The sequence below is a fragment of the Microbacterium sp. genome (assembly GCF_017305435.1).
Lineage (GTDB): Bacteria > Actinomycetota > Actinomycetes > Actinomycetales > Microbacteriaceae > Microbacterium.
In genome coordinates this window covers 151,823-175,833 of the sequence record NZ_JAFKIP010000002.1, presented here as the reverse complement: position 1 = coordinate 175,833, position 24,011 = coordinate 151,823, and the positions used below count along the sequence as shown (strand labels likewise).

The following is a 24,011-nucleotide window of genomic DNA, read 5'->3' as shown; positions in this document are numbered from 1 at the left end:
AGGCGACGGGTACTGTGCAGAACTCCTTCGATCCGACGCCGTCAGCGCCGTGGGGACGATCGCATGGGCCCCGGCGCGGCGAACCGAAGGAGTTAGGATCTCTCCGCCGCGCGCACGTCGGCCTCGAGGGTGCGGATTGCGCCGCGGAGCGCGCGGTCGGCATCCCACCCGCGCTCGCGCGCGAGCGCGGTGAGCCCGATCAGCGCCTCGCCGAGCTCCGCCTCGGACTCGGGCGTCGGCGCGGCACCGCCGGAGCGGGTGACTCCGAGCGGGGCGGCGCGCCCGAGCATCTTCTGCGCGAGCGCGAGCGATGGCATGTGCGGCGAGACGCCGTCGAGCACCGACCGCCGCAGGCGCTTCTCCGCGGCCTTCGCCGCGTTCCAGTGCACGAGCACCTCTTCCGGCGTCGTCGCGACGGCGTCGGCGAAGACGTGCGGATGTCGCCGCACCATCTTCTCGACGAGACCGGATGCCACGTCGTCGATCGTGAACGGATCCTCCGGATCCTCCGCGGCGACCGCGGCGTGGAACAGCACCTGCCAGAGGAGGTCACCGAGCTCCTCGCGGAGATCCGAGCGCGTGCCGGACTCGACCGCGTCGATGAGCTCCGCCGATTCCTCCACGAGGTAGGGCACGAGGTCGTCGTGGGTGATGCGCTGCGACCAGACACACCGCTCCCGCACCGCACGCATCGTGTCGGCGGCCTCTCGCAGTGGATCGACACTGCAGACCGGATCGGCCGCCGCCTCGCTCGCCTCCGTCATGCCTGCGCCTCCTTCTCGATCGGTCCCTGGAAGGCCGGCTCCCCCGACCGCGCGCGGCGCCGGTAGTGCGCCGCGCGCACCGACACGAGCACGCTCGCCATCACGAGGGCCACGACGGATCCGGCGAGGACGCCCAGGATCGCCTCGTCGCGCAGCAGCGCGTCGCCCGCGAACGCGAGCTCGCCGAGGAGGAGCGACACCGTGAAGCCGATGCCGCCGAGCGCGCCCGCGGCGAGGAGATCGGCGAACGGCAGCGGCGGGGCGGCGCCCTTCTCCCGGCCGAGACGCAGCGCGACCCAGCCGAACAGCGAGATGCCGACGAGCTTGCCGAGCGGCAGCGCGACGGCGATCCCCCAGAAGGCCGGCTGCAGCTGCGACGGCGATACCGCGGGGATCGCGACGAGCGCCGCCGAGAAGGCGAACAGCGGCAGCACGAGCCCGTTCACCCACGGCTCGAGCGCGTGCCGTGCCCGGAGCGCGGGCTGCTGGGCCATCGCGAGGCCGAGCGCGACCCCGGCGATCGTCGCATGCACGCCCGACGCGTAGACGAAGGCCCACGTGAGCACCGCGACGACGACGAGCGCGACCGCGATCGGGCGCCGCGCCCGCGTGTCCAGCTGGCGGCTCAGGATGCCGAAGACGACGACCCCGACCGCTGCGAGCGCGAGCATGCCGACATTCACGCCGGTCGTGAACAGCACCGCGATGAACACGATCCCGACGATGTCGTCGAGGATCGCGAGGGCGAGCAGGAAGATCCGCAGCGCCGGCGGCAGTCCGCGGCCGAAGACGGCGAGCACGCCGAGCGCGAACGCGATGTCGGTCGCGGTCGGCACGGGCCAGCCCGACACGCTGTCCGTGCCGGCGGCGAACAGCACGAACACGAGGATCGGCACGAGGATGCCGCCGGCCGCCGCGATTGCGGGCTGCGTGGCCTTGCGGGCCGAGTTCAGCTCCCCGCTCGTCAGCTCGAACTGCAGCTCGACGGCGACGACGAAGAAGAAGACGGCGAGCAACCCGTCCTTGATCCAGTGCTCGATCGACAGATCGAACAGGCCGGGGATGCCGAGGTGGACGTGCATCGCGACATCCACCGCGTCGTGCGCGCCGGTATTGGCGACGACGAGGCCGATCGCGGCGGCGGCGAGGAGGACGACGGCGGGGAAGCGGTCGGAACGGAGCAGGCTCATGCCTCTTCTTTCGGGGTCGGGAGCGAAGACGCCGACCAGGCTTCCCGGCACACCATGGACCATCGTAACGCGTGACAAAACCGAAACAGGCGGGCATTACCGTTGAGGGATGCCTGAACTGACCCGCACCGAAGCCATCGACCTCGTCGGGCGCTACGAGGCCGAGCAGGAGCTGCCCGAGCGCATGCGCGCCGATGTGCGCATGCTCGGCGCGCTCCTCGGGCGCGTCCTGCGGGAGAGCGGCTCCCCCGGCCTGTACGAGGACGTCGAGCGTCTGCGGCAGGCGACGATCGCGGCCTACACCGACGAGTCCGCGGAGGCGTTCGAGCGCGCCGCGGTGATCGCCGAGTCGTTCTCGATCGCGCGGGCCGACGAGGTCGCCCGGGCCTTCACGGTGTACTTCCACCTCGTGAACCTCGCCGAAGAACACCAGCGCGTGCGCGTGCTGCGCGAGCGCGACGGGCGGCCCGACAAGGAGGATGCCGCCGACTCGGTCGCCGCGGCCTTCGTGCACCTGGCCGCCGAGGTCGGCGACGACACGGCTCTGCGGCGCCTCCAGAACCTCCGGTTCCACCCCGTCTTCACGGCGCACCCGACGGAGGCGCGCCGGCGCGCAGTGTCGACGAGCATCCGCCGCCTCGTGAAGCTCCTGAGCGAGCACGACGCGTCGCTGCAGGGCGGCGCCGACGAGCGCCGCGCCGAGCGGCGCATGCTCGAAGAGATCGACACGCTGTGGCGCACGGCGCCGCTGCGCGCCGAGAAGCCGACCCCCGTCGACGAGGTCCGCGCCATCATGGCGGTCTTCGACGAGACGCTCTACACCGCCGTCCCGCACGTGTACCGCCGCGTCGACGACGCGCTGCAGGGGCCGGCGGCGGGCAGCCGCGCGCCGATCGTGCGCCCGTTCGTGCGCCTCGGCACGTGGGTCGGCGGCGACCGCGACGGGAACCCTTTCGTCACGGCATCCGTCACCAAGAAGGCCGCGGGAATCGCCGCGGAGCACGTGCTCCTGGGCCTCGCGAACTCTGCCGGGCGCATCGCGAAGACGCTGACCCTCGCGGAGGAGACGACGCCGCCGAGCGCCGCCCTGACCGCGCTCGTGCAGCGTCTCGCGGCCGCCGACGAGGACGGTGCGGCCGACGCAGCCAAGCGCGCGAAGGGCGAGCCGCACAAGCGCGCCCTCCTGCTCATCACGCGCCGCATCGTCGCCACGCGCCGCCGTGACGCCGATCTCGGCTACCGCGAGCCGAGCCGGTTGCTCGCGGACCTCGTCGTCGTCCAGGACTCGCTCGCCGCGGCGGGCGCTCCGCGTCAGGCGTATGGGCACCTGCAGCAGCTCATCTGGCAGGTGGAGACGTTCGGGTTCCACCTGGCAGAGCTCGAGGTGCGCCAGCACTCCGCCGTGCACGCGAAAGTGCTCGCCGAGTGTCGCGCGGGTGACGTGCTCAGTACGCAGGCGGAGGAGGTGCTCGAGGTGTTCCGCACGATCGGGCAGATCCAGCACCGCTACGGGCCGGGCGCGGCGGGCCGCTACATCGTGTCGTTCACGCAGTCGGCGTCCGATCTCGCCGCCGTGCACGAGCTCGCCCGCTTCGCCGTCGGCCCGGGTGGGACTCCTCCCGTCCTCGACGTGATCCCCCTCTTCGAGACGTTCGCAGACCTGCAGGCCGCGCCCGGGATCATGGCCGAGATCGTGACGCACCCCGATTTCGCGGCGCGGCTGGATGCCACGGGCCGCCGCCTCGAGGTCATGCTCGGCTACTCCGATTCGTCGAAGGACGTCGGGCCGGTCGCCGCCAACCTCGCGCTCTACGAGGCGCAGGCGAAGATCGCCGCGTGGGCGCAGGAGTCCGGCATCCACCTCACCCTCTTCCACGGCCGCGGCGGCGCGCTCGGGCGCGGCGGCGGACCTGCGAACTCGGCGATCCTCGCGCAACCGCCGCACTCGGTCGACGGACGATTCAAACTCACCGAGCAGGGCGAGGTCATCTTCGCCCGCTACGGCGACCCCAACATCGCGATGCGGCACATCGATCAGGTCGCGGCGGCGGTGCTCCTGGCATCCGCCCCGTCGATCGAGGAGCGCAACAGCGCCGCGGCCGCGCGCTTCGCCGACGTCGCGGCGACGATGGACGCGGCGTCCCGCGAGCGGTTCTTCTCCCTCGTGAAGGCGGACGGGTTCGCGTCGTGGTTCGCGACCGTCACCCCGATGGAGGAGATCGGCCTGCTCGCCCTCGGCTCGCGACCCGCCCGTCGCGGGCTGTCCGTCGAGTCGCTCGAAGACCTCCGCGCCATCCCGTGGGTCTTCGCGTGGTCGCAGGCGCGCATCAACCTCGCGGGATGGTTCGGCCTCGGCACGGCGCTCGACGCCGTGGGGGATGCCGAGGTGCTCCGCCGCGCGTACGACCAATGGCCCCTCTTCCGGACGGTCATCGACAACGTCGGCATGAGCCTCGCGAAGGCCGACGAGCGCATCGCGCGCCGCTATCTCGACCTCGGCGACCGCGACGACCTCGCCGCGCTCGTGGCGGAGGAGATGCGTCTCACGACCGACTGGGTGGTGCGGATCACGGGCGGCGACGGGCTGCTCGCGAACAAGCCCGTCCTGCAGCGGGCCGTGAAGATGCGCAGCCCCTACGTCGACGCGCTGTCGCTCCTGCAGCTGCGCGCCCTGCGCACGCTCCGCACCGGCGACGTGGCCGAGACCGACGTGGCGCCGTGGCAGCGGCTGCTGCTGCTCTCCGTGTCCGGAGTGTCGGCGGGGCTCCAGAACACCGGGTGACGCCGCGCCGTCGGAGCACGGGCGGCGGCGTCAGTCGAGGCGGCGGTCGGACGCATGCCGCGCGAGCGCGGCACCGTAGCGCTCGGTGAGCTGGATCATGAGGTCGGGTGTCTGCCGGTCGAGGCCGAACACGTAGCCCGGGAAGTCGAGGTCCTTCTGCAGCGCCCAGATCTCCTCGTGCCGGTCGGGCGAGAGCATCTGCGCGGGGTCGCCGACGGCGACCCACCCGATCGGAACGACCGACTCGGGCGGCAGGGCGGTGCGCAGGTGCACGATGGCGCCGATGCGCACCTCGCTCCGGTCGCCGATCCGCGCGCCGTTGAACACTCGGGTGCCGGTCGCGAGGAACACCTCGTCGCCGACCGTCGCGCCGGAGAGGCTCGCCGTGGGCCCGACGAGCACGTGCGACCCGATGTGCACGGGATGCACCGCGCTCGCGCGGATGAGCGCGTTCTCCATCACGATGACGTGCGAACCGAGCGTGATCGGACCGCCCTCGGCGGTGAGGACCGCGCCATGGAGCACCTGGCATCCCTCGCCGATCGTGACATCGCCGGAGATCACGGCGGTCGGCGCCACGACGGCGCCGGGATGGATACGCGGACTCGCTTCGAGGTGCTCGAACTGCATGATGACCCTCCTCCCCTCAGCGTAGGGGCGCGATGTCACACACGTCGAGGGTCCGCGGTGACGCCGCTAGGGTGAGACAGGCCGCGCGCACCCCTCCCCGTCCTCTGCCCCATCCGCCCGCGGCCGGAAAGCTCCACCGTGACCGACACCCTCGCCGCCCTGCCCGCCTCCGTCTCGAACGTCTTCGACACCGTCACCGGCCGGAACCCGCACGAGCCCGAGTTCCAGCAGGCCGTCCACGAGGTGCTGCACTCGATCGCGCCGGTGCTCGACCGGCATCCCCGGTTCGTCGACGCCGGCATCGCGGAGCGGATCGTCGAGCCCGAGCGACAGATCATGTTCCGCGTGCCGTGGATCGACGACGCCGGGCGCGTGCGGGTCAACCGCGGCTACCGCATCCAGTTCTCGTCCGTGCTCGGCCCGTACAAGGGCGGCCTGCGCTTCCACCCGAGCGTGAACCTCTCGATCATCAAGTTCCTCGGTTTCGAGCAGATCTTCAAGAACGCGCTCACCGGGCAAGGCATCGGCGGCGCGAAGGGCGGCAGCGACTTCGATCCGCACGGCAGGTCGGATGCCGAGGTCATGCGCTTCTGCCAGTCGTTCATGAACGAGCTGTACCGCCACCTCGGCGAGCACACGGACGTCCCCGCCGGCGACATCGGCGTGGGCGCGCGCGAGATCGGGTTCCTGTTCGGTCAATACCGCAAGATCACGAACCGCCACGAGTCGGGCATGTTCACCGGGAAGGGCGTGCAGTGGGGCGGCGCCGAGGTGCGCACCGAGGCGACGGGTTACGGCGCCGTGTTCTTCGCCGAGGAGATGCTCGCCGCGCGCGGCACCTCGCTCGAGGGCCTGCGGGTCGGTGTCTCGGGCTCGGGGAACGTCGCGATCTACGCCATCGCGAAGGCGCATGAACTGGGCGCGCTGCCGGTCACGGCATCCGACTCCTCCGGGTACGTCGTCGACGACGACGGCATCGACGTCGACCTGCTGCGCGAGATCAAGGAGGTCGAGCGCGCACGCATCTCCGAGTACGCCGCACGGCGTCCGTCGGCGCGCTTCGTGGAGGGCGCGCGGCCGTGGGAGGTCGCCGTGGACGTCGCGATCCCGTCGGCCACGCAGAACGAGCTCGACGAGGATGACGCCCGTGCGCTCATCGCGGGCGGTGTCCGCGCCGTCGCGGAGGGTGCGAACATGCCCTCGACGCCCGCGGCGGTCGCCGCGTTCCAGTCGTCCGGCGTGCTCTTCGGCCCGGGCAAGGCCGCGAACGCCGGTGGCGTGGCGACGTCGGCGCTGGAGATGAGTCAGAACGCGGCCCGCCAGCGCTGGAGCTTCGGCGACAGCGAGCGCAAGCTCCGCGCGATCATCGCCGACATCCACGGGGCGGCGCTGGATGCCTCGGAGCGCTACGGCCGCCCGGGCGACTACGTCGCCGGCGCCAACATCGCCGGGTTCGAGCGCGTCGCGCACGCCATGCTCGCGCAGGGCGTCATCTGACACTCCCGCGGGGCACCCCCTGGGCGCGCGATCAGGTCTCGACGCGATCAGGTGTCGCAAAAGTACCGCTCAGCCGCCGCGAGGCGCGCTCTTGCGCCACCGGCTCCCGCGGAAAGGGATGCGCGGGGCGTGCGGGTCAGGCGTCGGCGGGCTCGGGCAGGGGGTAGAGCTGGTCGAGCAGCTGCGCGACCCATGCGATGAGGTCGACGTCGGCGAGCGGTTCACCGCCCGCGTTCGGCAGCGGCACGACCATCGCCTCACCGCCGGCGAGCACCTTCGACTTCGGGTAGAGCCGCTGCAGCCGCACGCGCAGAGAGTCGGATGCCGGCGCCGGCACGACACGCAGGTTGGGGCCCATGGCGACGACGTCGCTCAGCTGCGCCTGCGCGGCGCGTCGGCGCAGGCGCGCGATGCGGAACAGCCCGTCGACGTCCGCTGGGGCCGCGCCGTAGCGGTCCTCGAGCTCTTCGCGCACGAGATCGATCGCGTCGTCCTGGGCGGTGAGGGATGCCGCGGCCGAGAGCTTCTGGTAGGCCTCGAGCCGCAGGCGCTCACTGTCGATGTAGGTCTCGGGGATCCGCGCCTCGACCGGCAGTTCGAGCCGGAGCTCGGCCGGACCTTCGACGTCGTCGCCGCGGAACGTCGCGACGGCCTCGCCGATCATGCGGAGATAGAGGTCGAATCCGACGCCGGCGATGTGCCCCGCCTGCTCGGCGCCGAGGAGGTTCCCCGCGCCGCGGATCTCGAGATCCTTGAGCGCGACCTGCATGCCCGACCCCAGATCGTTGTTGACCGCGATCGTCTCGAGCCGATCGGCGGCCGTCTCGCTGAGCGGCTTCATGTCGTCGTAGAGGAAGTACGCATACGCGCGCTCCCGCCCGCGCCCGACGCGCCCGCGCAGCTGATGAAGCTGCGAGAGGCCGTACTTGTCGGCACGGTCGATGATGATCGTGTTCGCGTTCGAGATGTCGAGCCCGGTCTCGATGATCGTCGTCGACACGAGGACGTCGTAGCGGCGCTCCCAGAAACCGTCCACGACCTCCTCCAGCGCGTGCTCCCCCATCTGCCCGTGCGCGACCGCGATGCGCGCCTCGGGCACGAGCTCGGCGAGCTGCGCCGCGACCCGCTGGATCGACTGCACGCGGTTGTGCACGTAGAACACCTGGCCCTCGCGCAGGAGCTCCCGCCGGATCGCCGCCGCGATCTGCTTGTCGCTGCGCGAGCCGACGTAGGAGAGGATCGGATGCCGGTCCTCCGGCGGGGTCGCAAGGGTCGACATCTCGCGGATGCCGGTGACCGCCATCTCGAGCGTGCGCGGGATCGGGGTCGCGCTCATCGCGAGGATGTCGACGTTCGTCTTGAGCTTCTTCAGGGCATCCTTGTGCTCCACGCCGAAACGCTGCTCCTCGTCGATGATCATGAGCCCGAGATCCTTGAAGATCACCTTCTCGGTGAGGATGCGGTGCGTGCCGATCACGAGGTCCACGGTGCCGTCGGTGATGCCGGCGAGCGTGTCGCGGGCCTCCTTGTCGCTCTGGAACCGCGAGAGCGGACGCACCTTGACGGGGAATCCGGCGAAGCGCTCCTGGAACGTCTCCAGGTGCTGTTTGACGAGGAGCGTCGTCGGCACGAGCATCGCGACCTGCTTGCCGTCCTGGATCGCCTTGAACGCCGCCCGCACCGCGACCTCGGTCTTGCCGAACCCGACATCGCCGGAGAGGAGCCTGTCCATCGGGATGGGCCGCTCCATGTCGGCCTTGATCTCGTCGATCGTCTGCAGCTGGTCGGGGGTCTCTGCGAAGGGGAACGCCTCTTCCAGCTCGCGCTGCCACGGCGTGTCCGGCCCGAAGGCGTAGCCCTTCGAGGCCATGCGCGCGGAGTACAGCTTGACGAGCTCGACTGCGATGTCGCGGACCGCCTTGCGCGCCTTGCCCTTGGCCGCAGCCCAGTCCGACCCGCCCATCTTCGACAGCGTCGGAGCCTCTCCGCCGACGTAGCGGCTCAACAGGTCGAGCTGGTCGGTCGGAACGAACAGCTTGTCGCCCGGATGCCCGCGCTTGGACGGCGCGTACTCGAGCACGAGGTACTCGCGCGTCGTCTTCACGGCATTGCGTCCCCCCGAGGACACCTCGCGCTGCACGAGCTCGACGAACTTGCCGATGCCGTGCGTCGAATGCACGACGATGTCGCCGGGCTTCAGCTGCAGGGGGTCGACGACGTTGCGCCGCCGCGATGCGAGCTTCTTGACGACCCGCCCGTCGGCGCCGATCGTGCGGCCGAAGAACTCGGCCTCGGTGAGCACCGCGAGCTTCGCCTCTGCGAACTCGAACCCGCTCTCGAGCCGCGCCACGACGGCGACGGCGACACCGGGCTCGGGCGCAGCGTCCAGTCGCTCGACGACGCGCGCCGCGATGCCGCGCTCGGCGAGCACGTCGCGCGTCCGGTCGACGAGCCCCGTCCCGGAGGCCGCGACGACGACGCTCCACCCCGCCGCGACGAGGTCGCCCACGTGCGCCGTCGCGCCGTCTACGTTGCCCTGGAACGACGGAACGGCAGCCGCGGGCACGCGGACGATGTCGGAGCCGGCGGATGCCTCGTCGAGCAGGCCCTCGGCCGCGGCATCCGCCTCACCGGAATCGAAACCGCTGAACGACCACCACACGCCGCCGCGCTCGGCGGTCGCGGCGCGCAGGGCGGGAAGCGTGAGGAAGTCGCCGGCGTCGAGATCGACGGGCACGTCCGCACCGGCCGTCGCGGCTGTCCAGGCCGCCTCGAGGAATTCGCGGTTGGTCTCGCCGAGCGTCATCGCGCGCGTGACGGCGCGCTCGGGGTCGACGAGCGCGACGGCCGTGCCGCGCGGCAGGTAGTCCACGAGCGGGACGATCGCATCGGCGACCGCCGGCAGGAGCGACTCCATCCCCTCGACGGCAATGCCCTCGCTCATCTTCTCGAGCATCGTGCGCAGGCCCGGGAAGCGGCTCTCCAGCCCCGCCGCGCGCTCGCGGACGGCGGGCGTCAGCAGCAGCTCGCGGCTCGGCAGGAGGGTCACCTCACGCACCTCGCCCGGCAGGGAGCGCTGGTCGGCGACCGAGAACGCACGGATCTGGTCGACCTCGTCCCCGAAGAACTCGATCCGGGACGGATGGTCGGCGACGGGCGGGAAGACGTCGAGGATGCCGCCGCGCACGGCGAACTCGCCGCGACGCGAGACCATGTCGACGCGCACGTAGGCCAGCTCGACGAGCCGCCGCGCCACGGCCTCGAGGTCGTGCCCGCGCCCGCCGGTCGCGAGCTCCAGCACACCGGCATCCGTGAGTCCCGCGGCGATCGGCTGCAGCGCCCCACGCACCGACGCCGTCACGATGAGCGGCGCGCGCTCCCCCGCGCTCTGCCACGCGGCGGCCTCGCGCAGCACCGACAGCCGGCGCCCGACGGTCTCGGTCGAGGGGCTGAGGCGTTCATGGGGCAAGGTCTCCCATGCCGGGAAGTGGCGCACGGCGGCATCCGGCACGATGCTCTCGAGCGCCGCCCCGATGCTCTCCGCCCGCCGCCCGGTGGGCGTGATGACGAGAAGGGATGCCGGGGCGCCGGCCGTCCGTCGCGCGTCCAGCAGCCCGGCGAGGGCGGGGGCATCGAGCCCCGCGACCATCGAGAAATCGGTGTCGACACGGGCGGCGTCGACCGCCGCACGGACGGACGGAGCCTGCATGAGGGCGCGCGCGATCCCGGGAACTGTCACCGCACGAGTCTATTGCGCGCCGCCGACACGAGCCGGGGCCGGTCCGTAGGATGAGGCCGTGAGCGATCAGCAGCCGAGCAGCCCCGACGTCCCCGAGCAGCCCGCGCCGCCAGCGGCCCCCGAGGCGCCAGCGGCACCGGCCGCGCCCGTACAGCCCGCGCCACCGGCGTCTGCCGCTCCGTCTCAGCCTTACGGGTGGCCCGCGCCGGCTCCGGGAGCACCCCCGGCATGGCCCGCGCCGCCGATGTCCGGGCCGTCGACGCCTGGACCCGAGCCCGTCGGAGGCTACGTGCAGACCACGCCCGGCGCGCCCCCCGTCTCATACGGGGTCCCGCAGATCGGCGCGGCCTACGGTCCGCCGCCCGCCGCACGCCCGGTCACGCCGGCCGGCAACCGGACACTCGGCATCCTCGCGCTCGTCCTCGCGGGCGTCGGCGTGCTCGGGGCGACGCTGCTGAGCGCGTCGACGGGGTTCGCGGCCGCCGCGGGCGCGGCGCGGCACGCGGTCGGGCTGTCGCCGGACCAGCTCGACACCCTCTCGCAGGGGCAATTGCTGAGCCTCCTGAGCCCCGTGCGCGGTCTCGTGCTTTGGGCGGAGATCGGATTCTGGGCGGGAACCATCCTCGGCGTCGCCGCGCTCGTGATGGGCATCATCGCCATCGTGACGCGACGCGGCCGCGGGCTCGGCGTCGCCGCCGTGATCGTGGCCGCCGTCGGCCCCGTCGTCTACGGCGTCATCGTGGGCGTCGCCGCACTCGCCGGGATGGGCGCCGGCGCCTCGTGACGCGCTGACGCGCCGGGCCCGGCGGGCCCCGCCGGATCGGCGCCCGCCGGATCGGGGGCGCGAACCCCGGCCTCGGCACCCCGGAGGCGCGCCTGCGCGCCACTCGGATGCCGCGTGAGCACGATCGGGCGCGCGCGGAGCGGGCTCGGGCGCTACGCGCGCGGCGCGTGGTGACGCTGCTGCGCGGCGAGGAGACCCTCCTCGACGAGCTGCTCCACGGCATCCGCCGCATCGCCGAGGACCAACGGCAACTGCGTCCGCTCCGCCGCCGAGAACGGGTCGAGGACCCAGTCGGCCGGGTCCTGACGGCCGGGCGGCCGCCCGATCCCGACGCGCACCCGCGGGAAGTCGGCCGTGCCGAGCGCCTTGGCGACGTCGCGGATCCCGTTGTGGCCGCCGTGTCCGCCGCCCACTTTGAGCTTGAGGGTGTCGAAGGGGATGTCGAGCTCGTCGTGCACGAGCACGATCCGCTCCGCCGGCACGTCGTAGAAGCGCGCGAGCTGCGACACCGGGCCGCCCGAGACGTTCATGAACGAGTTCGGCGTCGCGAGGACGAGCTTCGCACCCCCCGGCCGCAGCCACGTCTCACTCACGCGCGCGTTCGCCTTGTGCGCGCGCAGGCTCTCGCCGCGGCGCGCCGCGAGTTCGGCGACCACCATCTGCCCGACGTTGTGCCGCGTGGCCTCATACCGCGTCCCGGGGTTGCCGAGCCCCACGACCAACCACGTCTCTGCCATGATTCCTCTCCCCGACGACCCCGCGCCGTCTCTCGCAACGACACAGCCCGCCTCCCCCAGCATGGCGGAGACGGGCTGCGAACGAAGGACGTGCTTACTCGGCGGCTTCTTCGGACTGCTCCTCGGCGACGGCCTCGTCGGCGGCCTCGATCTCGTCGGCCTCCGCGATGGTCGCAGCGGGCACGGCGATCGCGACGACGAGGGTCTCGCCGTCGGTGACGAGCGCGGCGCCCTGCGGGAGCTTCAGGTCGGCCGCGGTGATGTGCGTGCCGTCCTCGAGGCCCTCGACGTCGACCTCGATGTTCTGCGGGATGTTCGTCGCCTCGACCTCGAGCGCGACGGTCGCGTTGTCGAGGTTCGCGATCGTGCCGGCGAAGGGCTCGCCCACGATGAGGACGGGGACGTCGACCTGGATCTTCTCGCCCTTCTTCACGACGAGGAGGTCGATGTGCTCGATGACCTGGTGCACCGGGTCCTTCTGCACGTCCTTGACGAGCGTGAGCTGCTGCTTGCCCGCGACAGTGAGCTCGAGCACCGCGTTGGCGCGGCGGATGAGCAGGGACACCTGGTGTCCGGGCAGCGACACGTGCACGGGGTCGGTGCCGTGGCCGTAGATGACGGCGGGGATCTGACCCGCGGCGCGGAGGCGGCGGGCGTAGCCCTTGCCGAAGTTCTCGCGGACCTCGGCGACGACCTGGGTGTCGGTCTCGGTGGACATGTTCTTCTCCTTGCGGGCAGTGCGCCCGATAGCTGGCTCTGGTCTCGACTCGAACGCACACGCGTGAGGAAACGCCCCGCAAGGGCCTCACCGCGTCGATCACGGAAGCGCGTCGCCGGATCTCGTGGAGCCCGGCACGCGGCATCCCTCGCCGAAGTACGACACGAGTCTACCAGCGACCCGGCTACGATGAAGACGTCGCCCGAAACGTGCCCCCGCACATGTACCAAGGAGCAGTCATGGACTACGGCTGGATGTCGCACGCGCTGATGTGGATCGTCGGTCTGATGTCGGTCTGCGCGGGCGTCGGCGCGATCGCCGCGATGGTCTCGCTCGGGCGCTCGGGCTACCGCAAGGACTGAGCGGGCGCGCCCGCCAGCGCGGCGTGGATGCGCTCGACGACCGATCCGAGATCGGCATCGTCGGCGATGCGCACGCCCGCCTCATCCGCCGTGAGCGGATCCACGGGACGCGGCGGCGTCGCCGGCTCCCGCCTCCAGCGCCGCTTCCGCGGCTCCGCCGTCGCGGCTCCCGCCACCAGCTCGACGAACACCACGTCGCGGACGCTCTCACGGATGCGGTCGCGATCGAGGCGCGTCAGCAGCCCGCTCGAGATGACCACCGTGGCATCCTTCGTGAACACGAGGGCGACGGCGCGCAGCCACGCCTCGCGGTCGACGCCGTCGGGGCGCGCATGCCGGCGTGAGAGCGGCGGGTGCAGCTCGTCGCCGTCGACCGACCGGGAACGCAGCCGGGCGGCGAGCGCTGCGGCGACGAGCGACACCCCCGATCCGGGCGGGCCGGTGACGACGATCCTGGTCATGCGTCGAGGGTAACCGTGGCCGTACCGGCACCCGCGGCGACACCCCGCGCGGTGCGGTCAGACGACGCTGGTCATCCCGCCGTCGACGACGAGGTTCTGCCCGGAAACGAACGAGGACGCGTCCGAGCACAGGAACAGCAGCGCGCCGTCCAGCTCGGAGAAGTCGCCCCAGCGCCCGGCCGGTGTGCGCGCCTCGAGCCACGACGTGAAGGCCGCGTCGTCGACCAGTGCGCGATTCATCTCGGTCGCGAAGTAGCCCGGTGACAGCGTGTTGACCTGGATGCCGTAGCGAGCGAGGTCCGCTGCCATGCCGCGGGTCAACTGCGCGATGCCGCCTTTGGATGCCGAGTAGGGCGCGATCGTCTGCCGCGCGAGTACGGATTGCACCGATCCCACGTTGACGACCTTGCCGGAGCCGCGCTCGACGAACGCGGGCGCGAGCGCACGGGCGACGTAGAACGGACCGGACAGGTTCGCGGCGATGAGCGCATCCCAGTCGGCGATGGGGAACTCGTGGAAGGGGGCGCGACGCTGCACGCCGGCGTTGTTGACGAGGATGTCGGGCACGCCGAGCTCGTCCACGAGATCACCGAGCGACGCCGCGACGGCGTCCGCGTCGGTCACGTCGAACGTCACGGCGTGCGCAGGCCGTCCGGACAGTGCGGTCATCTCCGCCCGCGCCTCGGCGACGGATGCCGCATCCCGCCCGTGCACGACGAGCCGCGCGCCTGCGCGCGCGAGTGCCCGAGCGAGCGAGCGTCCGAGCCCGCGCGATGAGCCAGTGACGAGGGCCAGGCGGCCGGTGACGCTGAAGAGATCGGTCATGCGCGGGCTCCTTCAGGGGGTACAGGGGGCGCGGGAGGGGTGATGGTTGTGGAGGGATCGATGGGCGCGTTGGGATGGTCGTGGCCCGCGAGCCGCTGAGCGATGCCGGCGGCGATCTCGAGGACGCGGCCGACGTTCGGGATCGCAAAGCCGGGTTCGTCCGCCTCCAGCGGCTCCAGGGCCGCGATCTGCGAGTCGAGAAGGGCCGGCGGCATGAAGTGCTCACGCGCACTCATGCGGCGCGTGAGCTCGGCGCGGTCGACCGTGAGCTCCACGAACACGGCGCCGGGGGCTTCCGCGAGGATGCGGTCACGATAACGGCGCTTCAGGGCTGAGCACGCGACGACACCGCCGCCCGGGAGGCCGGCGAGGACGCGTCCGACGGCGTCCAACCAGGGGGCACGATCGGCGTCGTCCAGCGGCTGACCCGCCGCCATCTTCGTGATGTTCGCTGCCGGGTGGAGGTCATCGGCATCCACGAACTCGACGGCGAGATCCACCGCGAGCGCCGCACCGACCGCGGTCTTACCCGATCCGGACGGGCCCATCACCACGACGCGGAGCGCGGTCATCGCCCGCCCTCCCCCGCCGCGCCGTCCGCTCCCCCCGCGCCTGCTGTGGCGCCCGCGAAGGCGAGCAGCACCTTGGCCGAGACCGACGGATCGCCCGCGACGGCGAACGCGTCGAGCGCGTCGGCGGCGTCGAACGTATGCGAGACGACGGCATTCACCACCAGGGAACCATCGCCGAGGGCCGCGACGACGTCGGCGAACTCCGCACCGAAGCGGAAGGAACCCGTGAGCGTCAGTTCCCGGGTGATGACGGACGCCATCGCCGCCGGCACCTCGCCCGCGCGCTGCAGTCCGACGAGAACCACCGTGCCGCCGCGGCGGCAGGCGCTGATGGCGGCATCCAGCCCCGGGACGGTCCCGCTCGATTCGATGACGACGTCGGCATGGAGCTGTGCGATGGCGGACCCGTCGCGCGCATCGAGCGTCCGTGCGCCGAGGCGACGGGCCACGTCACGCGGAGCCTCGTGCAGATCGGTTGCGGTCACCTCGGCGGCACCGTGGTGCAACGCGACGGCCGCGGCGAGAAGACCGATCGGGCCTGCGCCGATGACCGCGACGCGCGCGCGGCGCACGTCACCCGCGCGCTCGACGGCGTGCCACGCGACGGCGGCGGGTTCGGCGAGCGCCCCGAGCCGCAGATCCATGCCCTCCGGCAGCGGGACGAGCATCCGCGTGGGCAGCGCGACCCGATCGGCGAAGCCGCCCTGCGTGTGCGGCAGGTGCATGGCCGATCCGAGATACGTGGATGCCGGGGCGAGGTTCGGGCGGTCCTCCGGGTACGGCGTGACGCCGTCGCCCCGCGGCGTGAGGGGGTGCACCGCGACGCGCGCGCCGACAGCCGGGCCGGAGCCGTCGGCGGCGGCCGTGACGACGGTGCCGGAGAGCTCGTGGCCGAGCACCATCGGCTCGCGCAGGATCGACGCCCCGGCCGCGCCGTGGCGCCAGTAGTGCAGGTCCGAGCCGCAGACGCCCCCATAGGCGACCTCGACGACGGCCTCGTCCGTGGCGGGGGTCGGCTCCGAGAGGTCTTCGACGCGAAGGTCGTCGGCTCCGTGGGCCACGACGGCGATGTTGGACATGGAATCTCTCTTTCGTGGTCGCACGCTTGGACGTGCGGCGGGCCTACGCCGTCGGAGTGGAGAGCCGGACGACGCCGACCTCCACCTCGACGGTCTGACCGGGGCGGATCGGGGCGCTGCTGAACGGCGCGCCCGTCATGACGACGTCGCCGGGGCCGAGCGTCGTCCACGACGCGACGTAGGCGAGGCACGTCGCGATCGGCACGGGGAGCGCGGCGGCATCCGTGCGCGCGACGACCTCGCCGTCGATCCGCAGCCGCAGGTCCACGTCGTCGATCCGGGCGTCGGTGTCGATCCACGGCCCGAGCGGCGTGTAGCCGACGCCGGACTTGCTCTCGAAGTTCCGCGGATCGCGGACGGCGCGGTCGGGGCTCGAGAGGTCGTCGACGGCGGTGACGCCCAGCACGTAGTCGGCGGCCGTCGCGGCGGTGAGGCCCGTCGTGTCGCGCCCGATGACGATCGCGATCTCCCCCTCGGCGACCGTCTGGCCGGCGTCACGCCGCAGGCGCACCGTGGTGCCGCTCGCGACGACACCGCGGGGGCTCTTGAGCCACGCCTGCACGGGATCGGCGTGGGCCGGACCGTTCTGGGCGATACCGACGATCACGAGCGGCTCGCACGGAGCGAGGAGCTCGCCCGACACCGCGGGCGCACCCGGGAGGTCACCCGGCATCCGACCCGCGGAACGCGCCGCGTAGGGGTCCTCGATCGCGACCATCCGCTCGCCGTCTCGACGTACCCAGAGGGCCTCCCCCGTCGCCGCGCGCACCCGCCCGATCAGCACGGCCGGGTCACCACTCGATCGCGCGGACGGTGACGGTCGTCGCCGACACGCCCTCGCCCGACTCACCGCGCGACACCTTGACCGCGTCGTCGGTGCGGGTCAGATCGCGGCGCAGCGTCTCGGGGACGAGGAAGGTCGCCGCGGTCGTGATGAGCGCCAGGGTCGCCATGTAGATGGCGAGCAGCAGCCAGTTGGCTCCACTCACCGCGATGAGGTAGGCGCCGAGCACACCGGCGAGCCCGCCCGCGAGGACGGCCGAGATCTCGCGCGCCATCGCGACGCCGAGGTAGCGGTGGCGGTTGCCGAACATCTCGGGGAGCATGGCGCACTGCGGGCCGAGCATGACGTTGACACCGAAACCGATGCCCACCGCGATCACGGCGATCGCGACCCCGTGGTTGCCGAGGGTCAGCAGCCACCATGCCGGGAACGAGTAGACCAGGAGGAACACGGCGCCGATCCGGTACACGGTGCGCCGGCCCATCCGGTCCGACAGCGCGCCGGTGAGCGGCACGGAGAAGATGCCGATGAGGGAACCGAGCGTGACGCCCCACGTCAGCAGGCTCTTGTCGGCGCTCTGACCGGCGACCGCGACGAAGAACGAGAGCGCGAGTGTGTTGAACATGTACGAGCCGCCGTTCTCCGCCATGCGGAGGCCGATGCCGACGATGACGCCGGGCAGGCCGTGGCCGAAGATCTCGCGGATCGGCCGGTCGGCGATCTGCTCGCTCTTCTCGAGCTCGATGAAGGTCGGGGTCTCCCGCAGGCGCATGCGGATGAAGAGGGCGACGAGGATGAGCAGGAACGACGCGAGGAACGGCACCCGCCAGCCCCACGTGAGCAATTGATCCTGCGGAAGCAGCGTGATGAGGCTGAAGACCACCGCGGCAAGGAGCGTCCCCGCCTGGATGCCGATGAACGGCAGTGCGGAGAAGAAGCCGCGGCGTTTGATCGGCGCGTACTCCGCCATCAGCACGGTCGCACCGGCCTGCTCGGCGCCGGCGCCGAAGCCCTGCAGGAGGCGCATGAGCACGAGCAGGATCGGCGCCCAGATGCCGATCTGCGCGTAGGTCGGCAGGAGGCCGATCGCCGTGGAGGCGCCGCCCATGAGGAGGATCGTGATCACGAGGACCCACTTGCGACCAAGCCGGTCGCCGAGCGTGCCGAAGAACAGCCCGCCGAAGGGGCGGGCGAGGAACCCGACGCCGAAGGTGGCGAAGGCCGCGACGGTCGCCATCGCGGGATTCGACTGGTCGAAGAACAGGACGTTGAAGATCAGCGCCGTCGACAAGCCGTACAGCGCGAAGTCGAAGTACTCGAGCGCACTGCCGATGCTCGAGGCGAGCGTCGCGCGGCGCAGGTTCGCGGCATATTCCGGGTCGTCCAGCTTGACGTCCACTTCGGTGTGGGTGGTGGTCACGGCCATCTCCTTCGATCGGCCCAGGGGTCACGGGTGAGTCCTGGTGAGAGACACCATACCAACCTGCTGGCCTCTGTTCAATATCTTGAACAGAGATTCATCCCCCCGTTCCGTCAGCCGCGGCCCGCCGCCGCGCTGAACGGGTTCGTCAGCTGGTGAGCTGCCGCCTGGAGTGCGGCCGCGACCGTCGTCACCCGCTCATCGGATGCCTCGGCCGCGGGGATCCCGACACCGAGGGCGAGCTGCGGGTCTCCCGGCGCCCAGCCCTCGAGCGGCACCGCGACGCCGACGATGCCCGCGAACGACTCCTCGGCATCCAGCGCCCACCCGCGTTCGCGAGCGCGCGCGAGTCGCTCGCGCAGCTCGTCGAGCGTGCGGGGGCTGTTCTCGGTCAATGCCGGGAACTCGGCCCCCGGACCGAGGAGAGCCACCACCGCGTCGTCGTCGAGGGTCGACAGGAGCGCGCGCCCCGTCGCCGACAGCGCCGCCGGAAGCCGCGAGCCGAGCGGCGTGCCGATGCGCAGGGACTGCGCGCCTTCGTGGCGGGCGATGTACAGCGCGTCGACGCCGTCGAGGAGCGCGACCTGGACGAGCTCGCCGCGCAGCACCTCGGAGGCGTCGCAGACGGCGTAGAACTCGCGCACCTGATTGAACTGCGCCGCGAACGCCCCGCCGAGCTCGGCGGTGCGCAGGCCCAGACGATAGCCCTGCGGCGCCCGATCGACCATCCGGGCCGCTTCGAGCGCGAGGCAGAGATTCGCCGTCGAGGACTTGGCGAGCCCGAGTGCGGTCGCGAGCTCGGTGAGCGTCAGTGGGCGTCGCGCCTCGGCGAGCACCTCCAGGAGGCGGATGCTGCGGGTCACGGCCGGCGCGGGGTCGCGTCCCGCGCGGTCGGCGTCGTCGCCTGCCGTCATGGTTCCTCCTCGATCGCCCGCGGCGGGCGCGAGCGGATAGGTCAGTAGAACTCGACCGTATCGACAACCGCGCGCATCGGCACGCCGTCGAGCAGCCGCGTCGCGTCCTCGGCGAACCGGCGGGCGATGCGCTCCTCCTCGCGGCTCGACAGCGCGGCGGTGTGCGGGCTCACGAGCACCCGCGGGTGGTTCCACAGCGGCGAGTCCTCGGGCAGGGGCTCGACCTCGAAGACGTCGAGCGCCGCGAACGACACGGTGCCGTCATCGAGCGCCGCGAGCAGGGCGGTCTCGTCGATGACGGTGCCGCGTCCCACGCTCGCGAGGATCACTCCGGGGCGGGCGGCGCCGAGGACGTCGGCGTCGATGAGATGGTGCGTCTGGTCGGTGCCCGGCAGCGTCACGACGATCGCGTCGACGTGCGCCACGGCATCCGCGAGCTCATCGAGCGGGACGAGTCGGTCGACGCCGTCGACGGGCGCGCCCGATCGGGTCGTCCCCCAGACGCGTGCACCGAGGGCGTGGAAGCGACGCGCGCACTCGGCGCCGATGCCGCCGAGACCGACGACGAGCACGGTCATCTCGTCGACCTGACGCATCTCCCACCGGTCCGGCCACGTGCGATCCCGCTGATCCGCGACGAGGCGCGGCAGGTCCTTCGCCCCGGCGAGGACGCCGAACACGGCGAACTCCGCGAGCGGGCCGCCGTGGACGCCCGCGCTCGTCGTGAAGACGATGCGATCGAGATCGGCGCGCCCGAGGTCGGCGGCACGCACTTGCGCTCCCCCGCCCGCCGCCGTCGTCATGACCCAGCGGAGCCTCGGATTGGCCTGGACGGTGCGCGCGAGGGCGGCGGGGTCGACATCCGGGATGCCGAAGAGCGCGTCGGCGGAGTCGACCATCTCCTCGAACGCGCGCTGCTCGTCCGGCGTGCGGGTGAAGTCGGGGTCACCCGACCAGTCCGCGGGTCCCCGCATGGGAGCGGTGAGACGGTGGTCGCGGATCACCCGCACACGGGGCTCGAGCGTCTCGATCAGCTCGCACAGGTCTTCGCGCAGCGGAACGGCGGCGACGACGCGCAGTGTCGTGTCCTCAGGCATCCGGAGCCCTCCTTCGGGTGGGATGGTGAAACAGTGGAGAATATGGAGTGAAGCTTATCAACAGTCCAACCTGTTGAACAGTGTTCTGAATTTTGAACTTGCGCTACACTCGCGGCATGAGCTCCTCTCTCGACGGCGAGACACCCGCTTCCGCTGCCCTTCCCTCGCAGACGACGCGCCTCGGCGTCCTCGGCCTCGGCGCCATGGGCGAGCCCATGGCGCAGAACCTTCTCGCGGCACGCGGTGGCGACCTCGTCGTGCAGGCCCGCTCCCCGCGCCCCGCGCTCGTCGCCGCCGGAGCGACGTGGGCCGACACCCCGCGTGAGCTCGCCGCCCGGGCGGACGCCATCCTCGTCATGCTGCCCGACCTCCCCCAGCTCGAGGCCGCACTCGACGGCCCCGACGGGCTCATCGCAGGCACCGCCCGGGGCGACGACCTGCTCCTCATGATCGGCTCGACCTCGTCACCGACCGGCGTGCGCGAGCTCGCCGCGAGACTCGCCGCCGTGCCCGGGCGACGCATCGAGGTCGTCGACTGCCCCGTCTCCGGAGGCGTCGACGGTGCGACGGCCGGCACCCTCTCGATCATGATCGGCGGGAACGAGGATGCCGCGGCCCGCGCCGCCGCGCTGCTCTCCCCCTGCGGCACCCCGGTCCACCTCGGACCGCTCGGCGCGGGCGAGGTCGCCAAGGCGTGCAACCAGCTCGTCGTGGCCGCGACCATCACCGCGCTCGGCGAGGCGAGCGAACTCGCCGCTCGCTCGGGCATCGACCTCGACACGCTGTGGACGCTCCTCGGCGGCGGCTACGCCGGGTCCAACCTCCTGACGAGCCGCAAGGATCGCCTGGTCGCCGGCGACGACTCGCCCTCGGGGGCCGCGAAGTACATGGTGAAGGACCTGCGCTTCGCCGCCGACGTCGCTCGTGCCACCGGCATCCGACCGGCGCTCATCCCCGCCCTCCAGGGCATCTTCGACGAGATCGTCGACGCCGGCCTCGGCGACCACGACATCGCCGTGACGCGCCGGCTCACGGCAGGCCGTCACACGAACCCCGCCGCCGCCGGGGCGGACTACGCTGAATCATGAACCCACGACCCGCATCCAAGGAGTCTTCCGTGCCCGAAACCCAGGCCGACGCTCAGCCCACCGCCAACATCGGAGTCGTCGGACTCGCGGTGATGGGATCGAACCTCGCTCGCAACCTCGCTTCGCGTGAGGGCAACACGGTCGCGGTGTACAACCGGTCGCGGTCGAAGACCGATGAGCTCGTCGCCGAGCACCCGGAGGCGGAGTTCGTCCCCGCGTTCAGCTATGAGGAGTTCGCGGGGGCGCTGCAGAAGCCGCGCACCGCGATCATCATGGTCAAGGCCGGCGGCCCGACCGACGCCGTCATCGACGCGCTGATGGACGTCTTCGAGCCGGGCGACATCATCATCGACGGCGGCAACTCCCTGTTCACCGACACCATCCGCCGCGAGAAGGCCGTGCGCGAGCGCGGGTTCAACTTCGTCGGCATGGGCGTCTCCGGCGGCGAGGAGGGGGCGCTCCTCGGCCCCTCCCTCATGCCCGGCGGCCCCGACGAGGCGTGGGTCACCCTCGGCCCGATCCTGCGTTCCATCGCGGCGGTCGCCGAGGGCGAGCCCTGCGTCACGCACGTCGGCCACGACGGCGCCGGCCACTTCGTGAAGATGGTGCACAACGGCATCGAGTATGCCGACATGCAGCTCATCGCCGAGGCCTACGACCTCATCCGGCGCGGCACGGGCAAGACCCCCGCCGAGATCGCCGACATCTTCGCCGAGTGGAACCGCGGCGAGCTCGAGTCCTATCTCATCGAGATCACCGCCGAGGTGCTCCGTCAGGTGGATGCCGCCACCGGCACGCCGCTCGTCGATGTCATCCTCGACTCCGCCGGCGCCAAGGGCACCGGCGCCTGGACGGTGCAGACGGCCCTCGACCTCGGCGTGCCGGTCTCGGGGATCGCCGAGGCGACCTTCGCCCGCTCGCTGTCGAGCCACCGCGAGCAGCGGGCGGTCGCGGGCGGGCTCCCCGGCCCCGCCGAGGACGCGTTCACGGTCGCCGACGCCGACGCGTTCGTCGAGCAGGTGCGCCTCGCCCTCTACGCCTCGAAGATCGTGGCCTACTCGCAAGGCTTCGACGAGATCCGTGCCGGCGCCGCCCAGTACGGCTGGACGATCGACCTCGGCGCGATCTCGAAGATCTGGCGCGCGGGCTGCATCATCCGCGCCCAGTTCCTCAACCGCATCGCCGACGCCTACGCGGCCGAGCCGAACCTCCAGGTGCTGCTCACCGCCCCGTACTTCGTCGACGCCCTCGGCCGTGCACAGGACGCGTGGCGCCAGATCGTCGGCACGGCCGCGACCGCCGGCATCCCCGCCCCGGCCTTCTCCTCGTCGCTCGCGTACTACGACGGGCTGCGCGCGAAGCGCCTCCCCGCCGCGCTCATCCAGGGCCAGCGCGACTTCTTCGGCGCGCACACCTACAAGCGCATCGACAAGGACGGCACCTTCCACACGCTGTGGTCGGGCGACCGCACCGAGATCGAAGCCGAAGACACGCACTGACGCCCGGCTACAGCCAGTCGTTGCGCTTGAACACGACGTAGAGACCGGCGCTCACGGCGACCATCAGACCGAGCGCGAACGGGTAGCCCCACGGCCAGGCGAGTTCAGGCATGAACTGGAAGTTCATGCCGTAGATGCCGGCCACGAGGGTGGGTGCGAAACCGATCGCCGCCCAGGACGAGATCTTCTTCACCTGGTCGTTCTGCTGGATGCTCTGCTCTGTCATACGCTGCATCGCGTCGTTGCGGCGCTGGTCGACGATCGTCGCGTGCACCGTGAGGGCGTTGTCGAGGGTGTGCCGGAACGCGGCGACGCGCGCGTCGACATACCGCGCACGGTCGGCGATCTCGTGGAACGCGGGGGCTTCGTCGGTGTGCATACGCCTGCTGACGATGCGCTGGAGGCGCTCCAGCATGTCCTCGAGGGGCGCCGTCGCGTGATGCAGGTCGATCACTTCGCGCTGCAGGGCGAAGATGCGGTGCGAGACGCCGACGCCCTCCCCGAAGAGCTCCTCCTCGATCTGATCGATGTCGTGCTCGATGCCGTCCAGAACGTCGCGGTACCCGCGCGTGACGTACTCGAGCGTCGCCCAGAGCACGCCGTACGCGCCCTTCCGCAGTACCTCGGGGTGCTCCTCCAGGAGCGCGCGCATCCGCTCCAGGTCCACGGCCCCGTCCGGTGAGATCACGACGAACAGCTCGTCGCCGACGAACACGTCGACCTCATGGCACTCGACCGTCTCCGCCCGATCGTCGTACTGCGCCGGCTGCAGCGCGAGGTAGAGGTGGTCGCCGTAGTGGTCGAGCTTCGAGCGCTGGTTGTTGCGCAGCGTGGATGCCACGCCGAGCGTCGACAGGTCGAGGGCGGCGGCGAGGGCGCGCACGTCGTCGCGCGACGGCTCGACGAGAGTGACCCAGAGCATGCCGCCCTGCGCACGCGCCGCAGAGAGCGCAGCGGCGGGATCCTGGTCGACGGGAAGGGCTTCGGCGCCCTTGTAGAGGATGCAGTGCGGCACGGCCATGGGTCTCACCCTAGGGCCGTGCCACACCGTCCTGCGGCGCCCCGCTCG

Annotated in this window: 21 protein-coding genes; 6 read left to right on the top strand and 15 right to left on the bottom strand. The window is 71.8% G+C overall.

Going from position 1 to position 24,011, the window contains the following annotated elements:
* Positions 1-92: 92 nt before the first annotated feature.
* Both J0I43_RS00825 and J0I43_RS00820 read right to left on the bottom strand, forming a co-directional pair.
* Positions 93-764 carry a MazG family protein gene (locus J0I43_RS00825; RefSeq protein WP_292857513.1) on the bottom strand — a complete coding sequence of 224 codons (672 nt, stop codon included), beginning with the start codon at positions 762-764 and terminating at the stop codon, positions 93-95.
* The gene (locus tag J0I43_RS00820; protein WP_292857511.1) at positions 761-1,954 is read right to left on the bottom strand and encodes a Na+/H+ antiporter NhaA; all 1,194 of its coding nucleotides are present in this window, start codon (positions 1,952-1,954) and stop codon (positions 761-763) included. The genes J0I43_RS00825 and J0I43_RS00820 overlap by 4 nt, the downstream gene beginning before the upstream one ends.
* A 109-nt stretch (positions 1,955-2,063) precedes the next feature.
* On the opposite strand from J0I43_RS00820, the gene J0I43_RS00815 reads away from it, so the two are divergent.
* Positions 2,064-4,736, top strand: a complete 2,673-nt coding sequence (locus J0I43_RS00815; protein WP_292857508.1) for a phosphoenolpyruvate carboxylase — start codon at positions 2,064-2,066, stop codon at positions 4,734-4,736.
* Between the two features lie 30 nt (positions 4,737-4,766).
* Here the strand turns inward: J0I43_RS00815 and J0I43_RS00810 are convergent, their stop codons facing one another.
* Positions 4,767-5,366 (bottom strand): gamma carbonic anhydrase family protein, encoded by a 600-nt coding sequence (locus J0I43_RS00810; RefSeq protein ID WP_292857505.1) that lies wholly within the window; start codon positions 5,364-5,366, stop codon positions 4,767-4,769.
* A gap of 138 nt (positions 5,367-5,504) precedes the next feature.
* On the opposite strand from J0I43_RS00810, the gene gdhA reads away from it, so the two are divergent.
* On the top strand, positions 5,505-6,863 hold the full coding sequence (gdhA, locus tag J0I43_RS00805; protein WP_292857502.1) for an NADP-specific glutamate dehydrogenase: 1,359 nt from the start codon (positions 5,505-5,507) through the stop codon (positions 6,861-6,863).
* Between the two features lie 136 nt (positions 6,864-6,999).
* Here gdhA and mfd read toward each other — a convergent pair whose 3' ends face one another.
* The gene (gene mfd, locus J0I43_RS00800; RefSeq protein ID WP_292858998.1) at positions 7,000-10,572 is read right to left on the bottom strand and encodes a transcription-repair coupling factor; all 3,573 of its coding nucleotides are present in this window, start codon (positions 10,570-10,572) and stop codon (positions 7,000-7,002) included.
* A gap of 319 nt (positions 10,573-10,891) precedes the next feature.
* Here mfd and J0I43_RS00795 point away from each other — a divergent pair, with 319 nt between their 5' ends.
* Positions 10,892-11,386 carry a hypothetical protein gene (locus J0I43_RS00795; RefSeq protein ID WP_292857499.1) on the top strand — a complete coding sequence of 165 codons (495 nt, stop codon included), beginning with the start codon at positions 10,892-10,894 and terminating at the stop codon, positions 11,384-11,386.
* A gap of 152 nt (positions 11,387-11,538) precedes the next feature.
* Here the strand turns inward: J0I43_RS00795 and pth are convergent, their stop codons facing one another.
* Both pth and J0I43_RS00785 read right to left on the bottom strand, forming a co-directional pair.
* Positions 11,539-12,123 carry an aminoacyl-tRNA hydrolase gene (gene pth / locus J0I43_RS00790; protein WP_292857496.1) on the bottom strand — a complete coding sequence of 195 codons (585 nt, stop codon included), beginning with the start codon at positions 12,121-12,123 and terminating at the stop codon, positions 11,539-11,541.
* Between the two features lie 94 nt (positions 12,124-12,217).
* Positions 12,218-12,841, bottom strand: coding sequence for a 50S ribosomal protein L25/general stress protein Ctc (locus tag J0I43_RS00785; protein ID WP_292857492.1), 624 nt, complete (start codon positions 12,839-12,841; stop codon positions 12,218-12,220).
* Between the two features lie 239 nt (positions 12,842-13,080).
* Here J0I43_RS00785 and J0I43_RS00780 point away from each other — a divergent pair, with 239 nt between their 5' ends.
* Entirely contained in the window at positions 13,081-13,203 is a 123-nt protein-coding gene (locus J0I43_RS00780) for a hypothetical protein (RefSeq protein ID WP_292857489.1), read from the top strand.
* On the opposite strand, the gene J0I43_RS00775 is transcribed toward J0I43_RS00780, so the two are convergent.
* From J0I43_RS00775 to J0I43_RS00740, 8 genes are all read right to left on the bottom strand, one after another.
* Positions 13,188-13,664: a shikimate kinase gene (locus J0I43_RS00775; protein ID WP_292857486.1), complete on the bottom strand. Its 477-nt coding sequence runs from the start codon at positions 13,662-13,664 to the stop codon at positions 13,188-13,190. The two genes, J0I43_RS00780 and J0I43_RS00775, sit on opposite strands and share 16 nt — an antisense overlap.
* 57 nt (positions 13,665-13,721) lie before the next feature.
* Positions 13,722-14,489 carry an SDR family oxidoreductase gene (locus J0I43_RS00770; protein WP_292857483.1) on the bottom strand — a complete coding sequence of 256 codons (768 nt, stop codon included), beginning with the start codon at positions 14,487-14,489 and terminating at the stop codon, positions 13,722-13,724.
* A complete protein-coding gene (locus J0I43_RS00765; protein WP_292857481.1) occupies positions 14,486-15,061 on the bottom strand; it encodes a gluconokinase in 576 nt (191 codons plus the stop codon). The genes J0I43_RS00770 and J0I43_RS00765 overlap by 4 nt, the downstream gene beginning before the upstream one ends.
* A complete protein-coding gene (locus J0I43_RS00760) occupies positions 15,058-16,140 on the bottom strand; it encodes a zinc-binding dehydrogenase (protein WP_292857478.1) in 1,083 nt (360 codons plus the stop codon). Before J0I43_RS00760 ends, J0I43_RS00765 begins: the two co-directional genes overlap by 4 nt.
* Positions 16,141-16,183: 43 nt before the next feature.
* Positions 16,184-16,924 (bottom strand): fumarylacetoacetate hydrolase family protein, encoded by a 741-nt coding sequence (locus J0I43_RS00755; RefSeq protein ID WP_292857475.1) that lies wholly within the window; start codon positions 16,922-16,924, stop codon positions 16,184-16,186.
* Positions 16,925-16,931: 7 nt separating this feature from the next.
* Positions 16,932-18,344: an MFS transporter gene (locus tag J0I43_RS00750; protein WP_292857473.1), complete on the bottom strand. Its 1,413-nt coding sequence runs from the start codon at positions 18,342-18,344 to the stop codon at positions 16,932-16,934.
* Between the two features lie 113 nt (positions 18,345-18,457).
* On the bottom strand, positions 18,458-19,258 hold the full coding sequence (locus J0I43_RS00745) for an IclR family transcriptional regulator (protein WP_292857471.1): 801 nt from the start codon (positions 19,256-19,258) through the stop codon (positions 18,458-18,460).
* 41 nt (positions 19,259-19,299) lie between these two features.
* On the bottom strand, positions 19,300-20,355 hold the full coding sequence (locus J0I43_RS00740) for a D-2-hydroxyacid dehydrogenase (protein WP_292857468.1): 1,056 nt from the start codon (positions 20,353-20,355) through the stop codon (positions 19,300-19,302).
* Positions 20,356-20,471: 116 nt separating this feature from the next.
* Between J0I43_RS00740 and J0I43_RS00735 the strand changes: the two genes are divergently transcribed.
* Both J0I43_RS00735 and gndA read left to right on the top strand, forming a co-directional pair.
* Complete coding sequence (locus tag J0I43_RS00735; protein ID WP_292857466.1) at positions 20,472-21,443, top strand: NAD(P)-dependent oxidoreductase; 972 nt, start codon at positions 20,472-20,474, stop codon at positions 21,441-21,443.
* A gap of 29 nt (positions 21,444-21,472) precedes the next feature.
* A complete protein-coding gene (gene gndA, locus J0I43_RS00730; RefSeq protein ID WP_292857463.1) occupies positions 21,473-22,942 on the top strand; it encodes an NADP-dependent phosphogluconate dehydrogenase in 1,470 nt (489 codons plus the stop codon).
* Between the two features lie 7 nt (positions 22,943-22,949).
* Here gndA and J0I43_RS00725 read toward each other — a convergent pair whose 3' ends face one another.
* On the bottom strand, positions 22,950-23,963 hold the full coding sequence (locus J0I43_RS00725) for a magnesium and cobalt transport protein CorA (protein WP_292857461.1): 1,014 nt from the start codon (positions 23,961-23,963) through the stop codon (positions 22,950-22,952).
* Between the last annotated feature and the right edge of the window lie 48 nt (positions 23,964-24,011).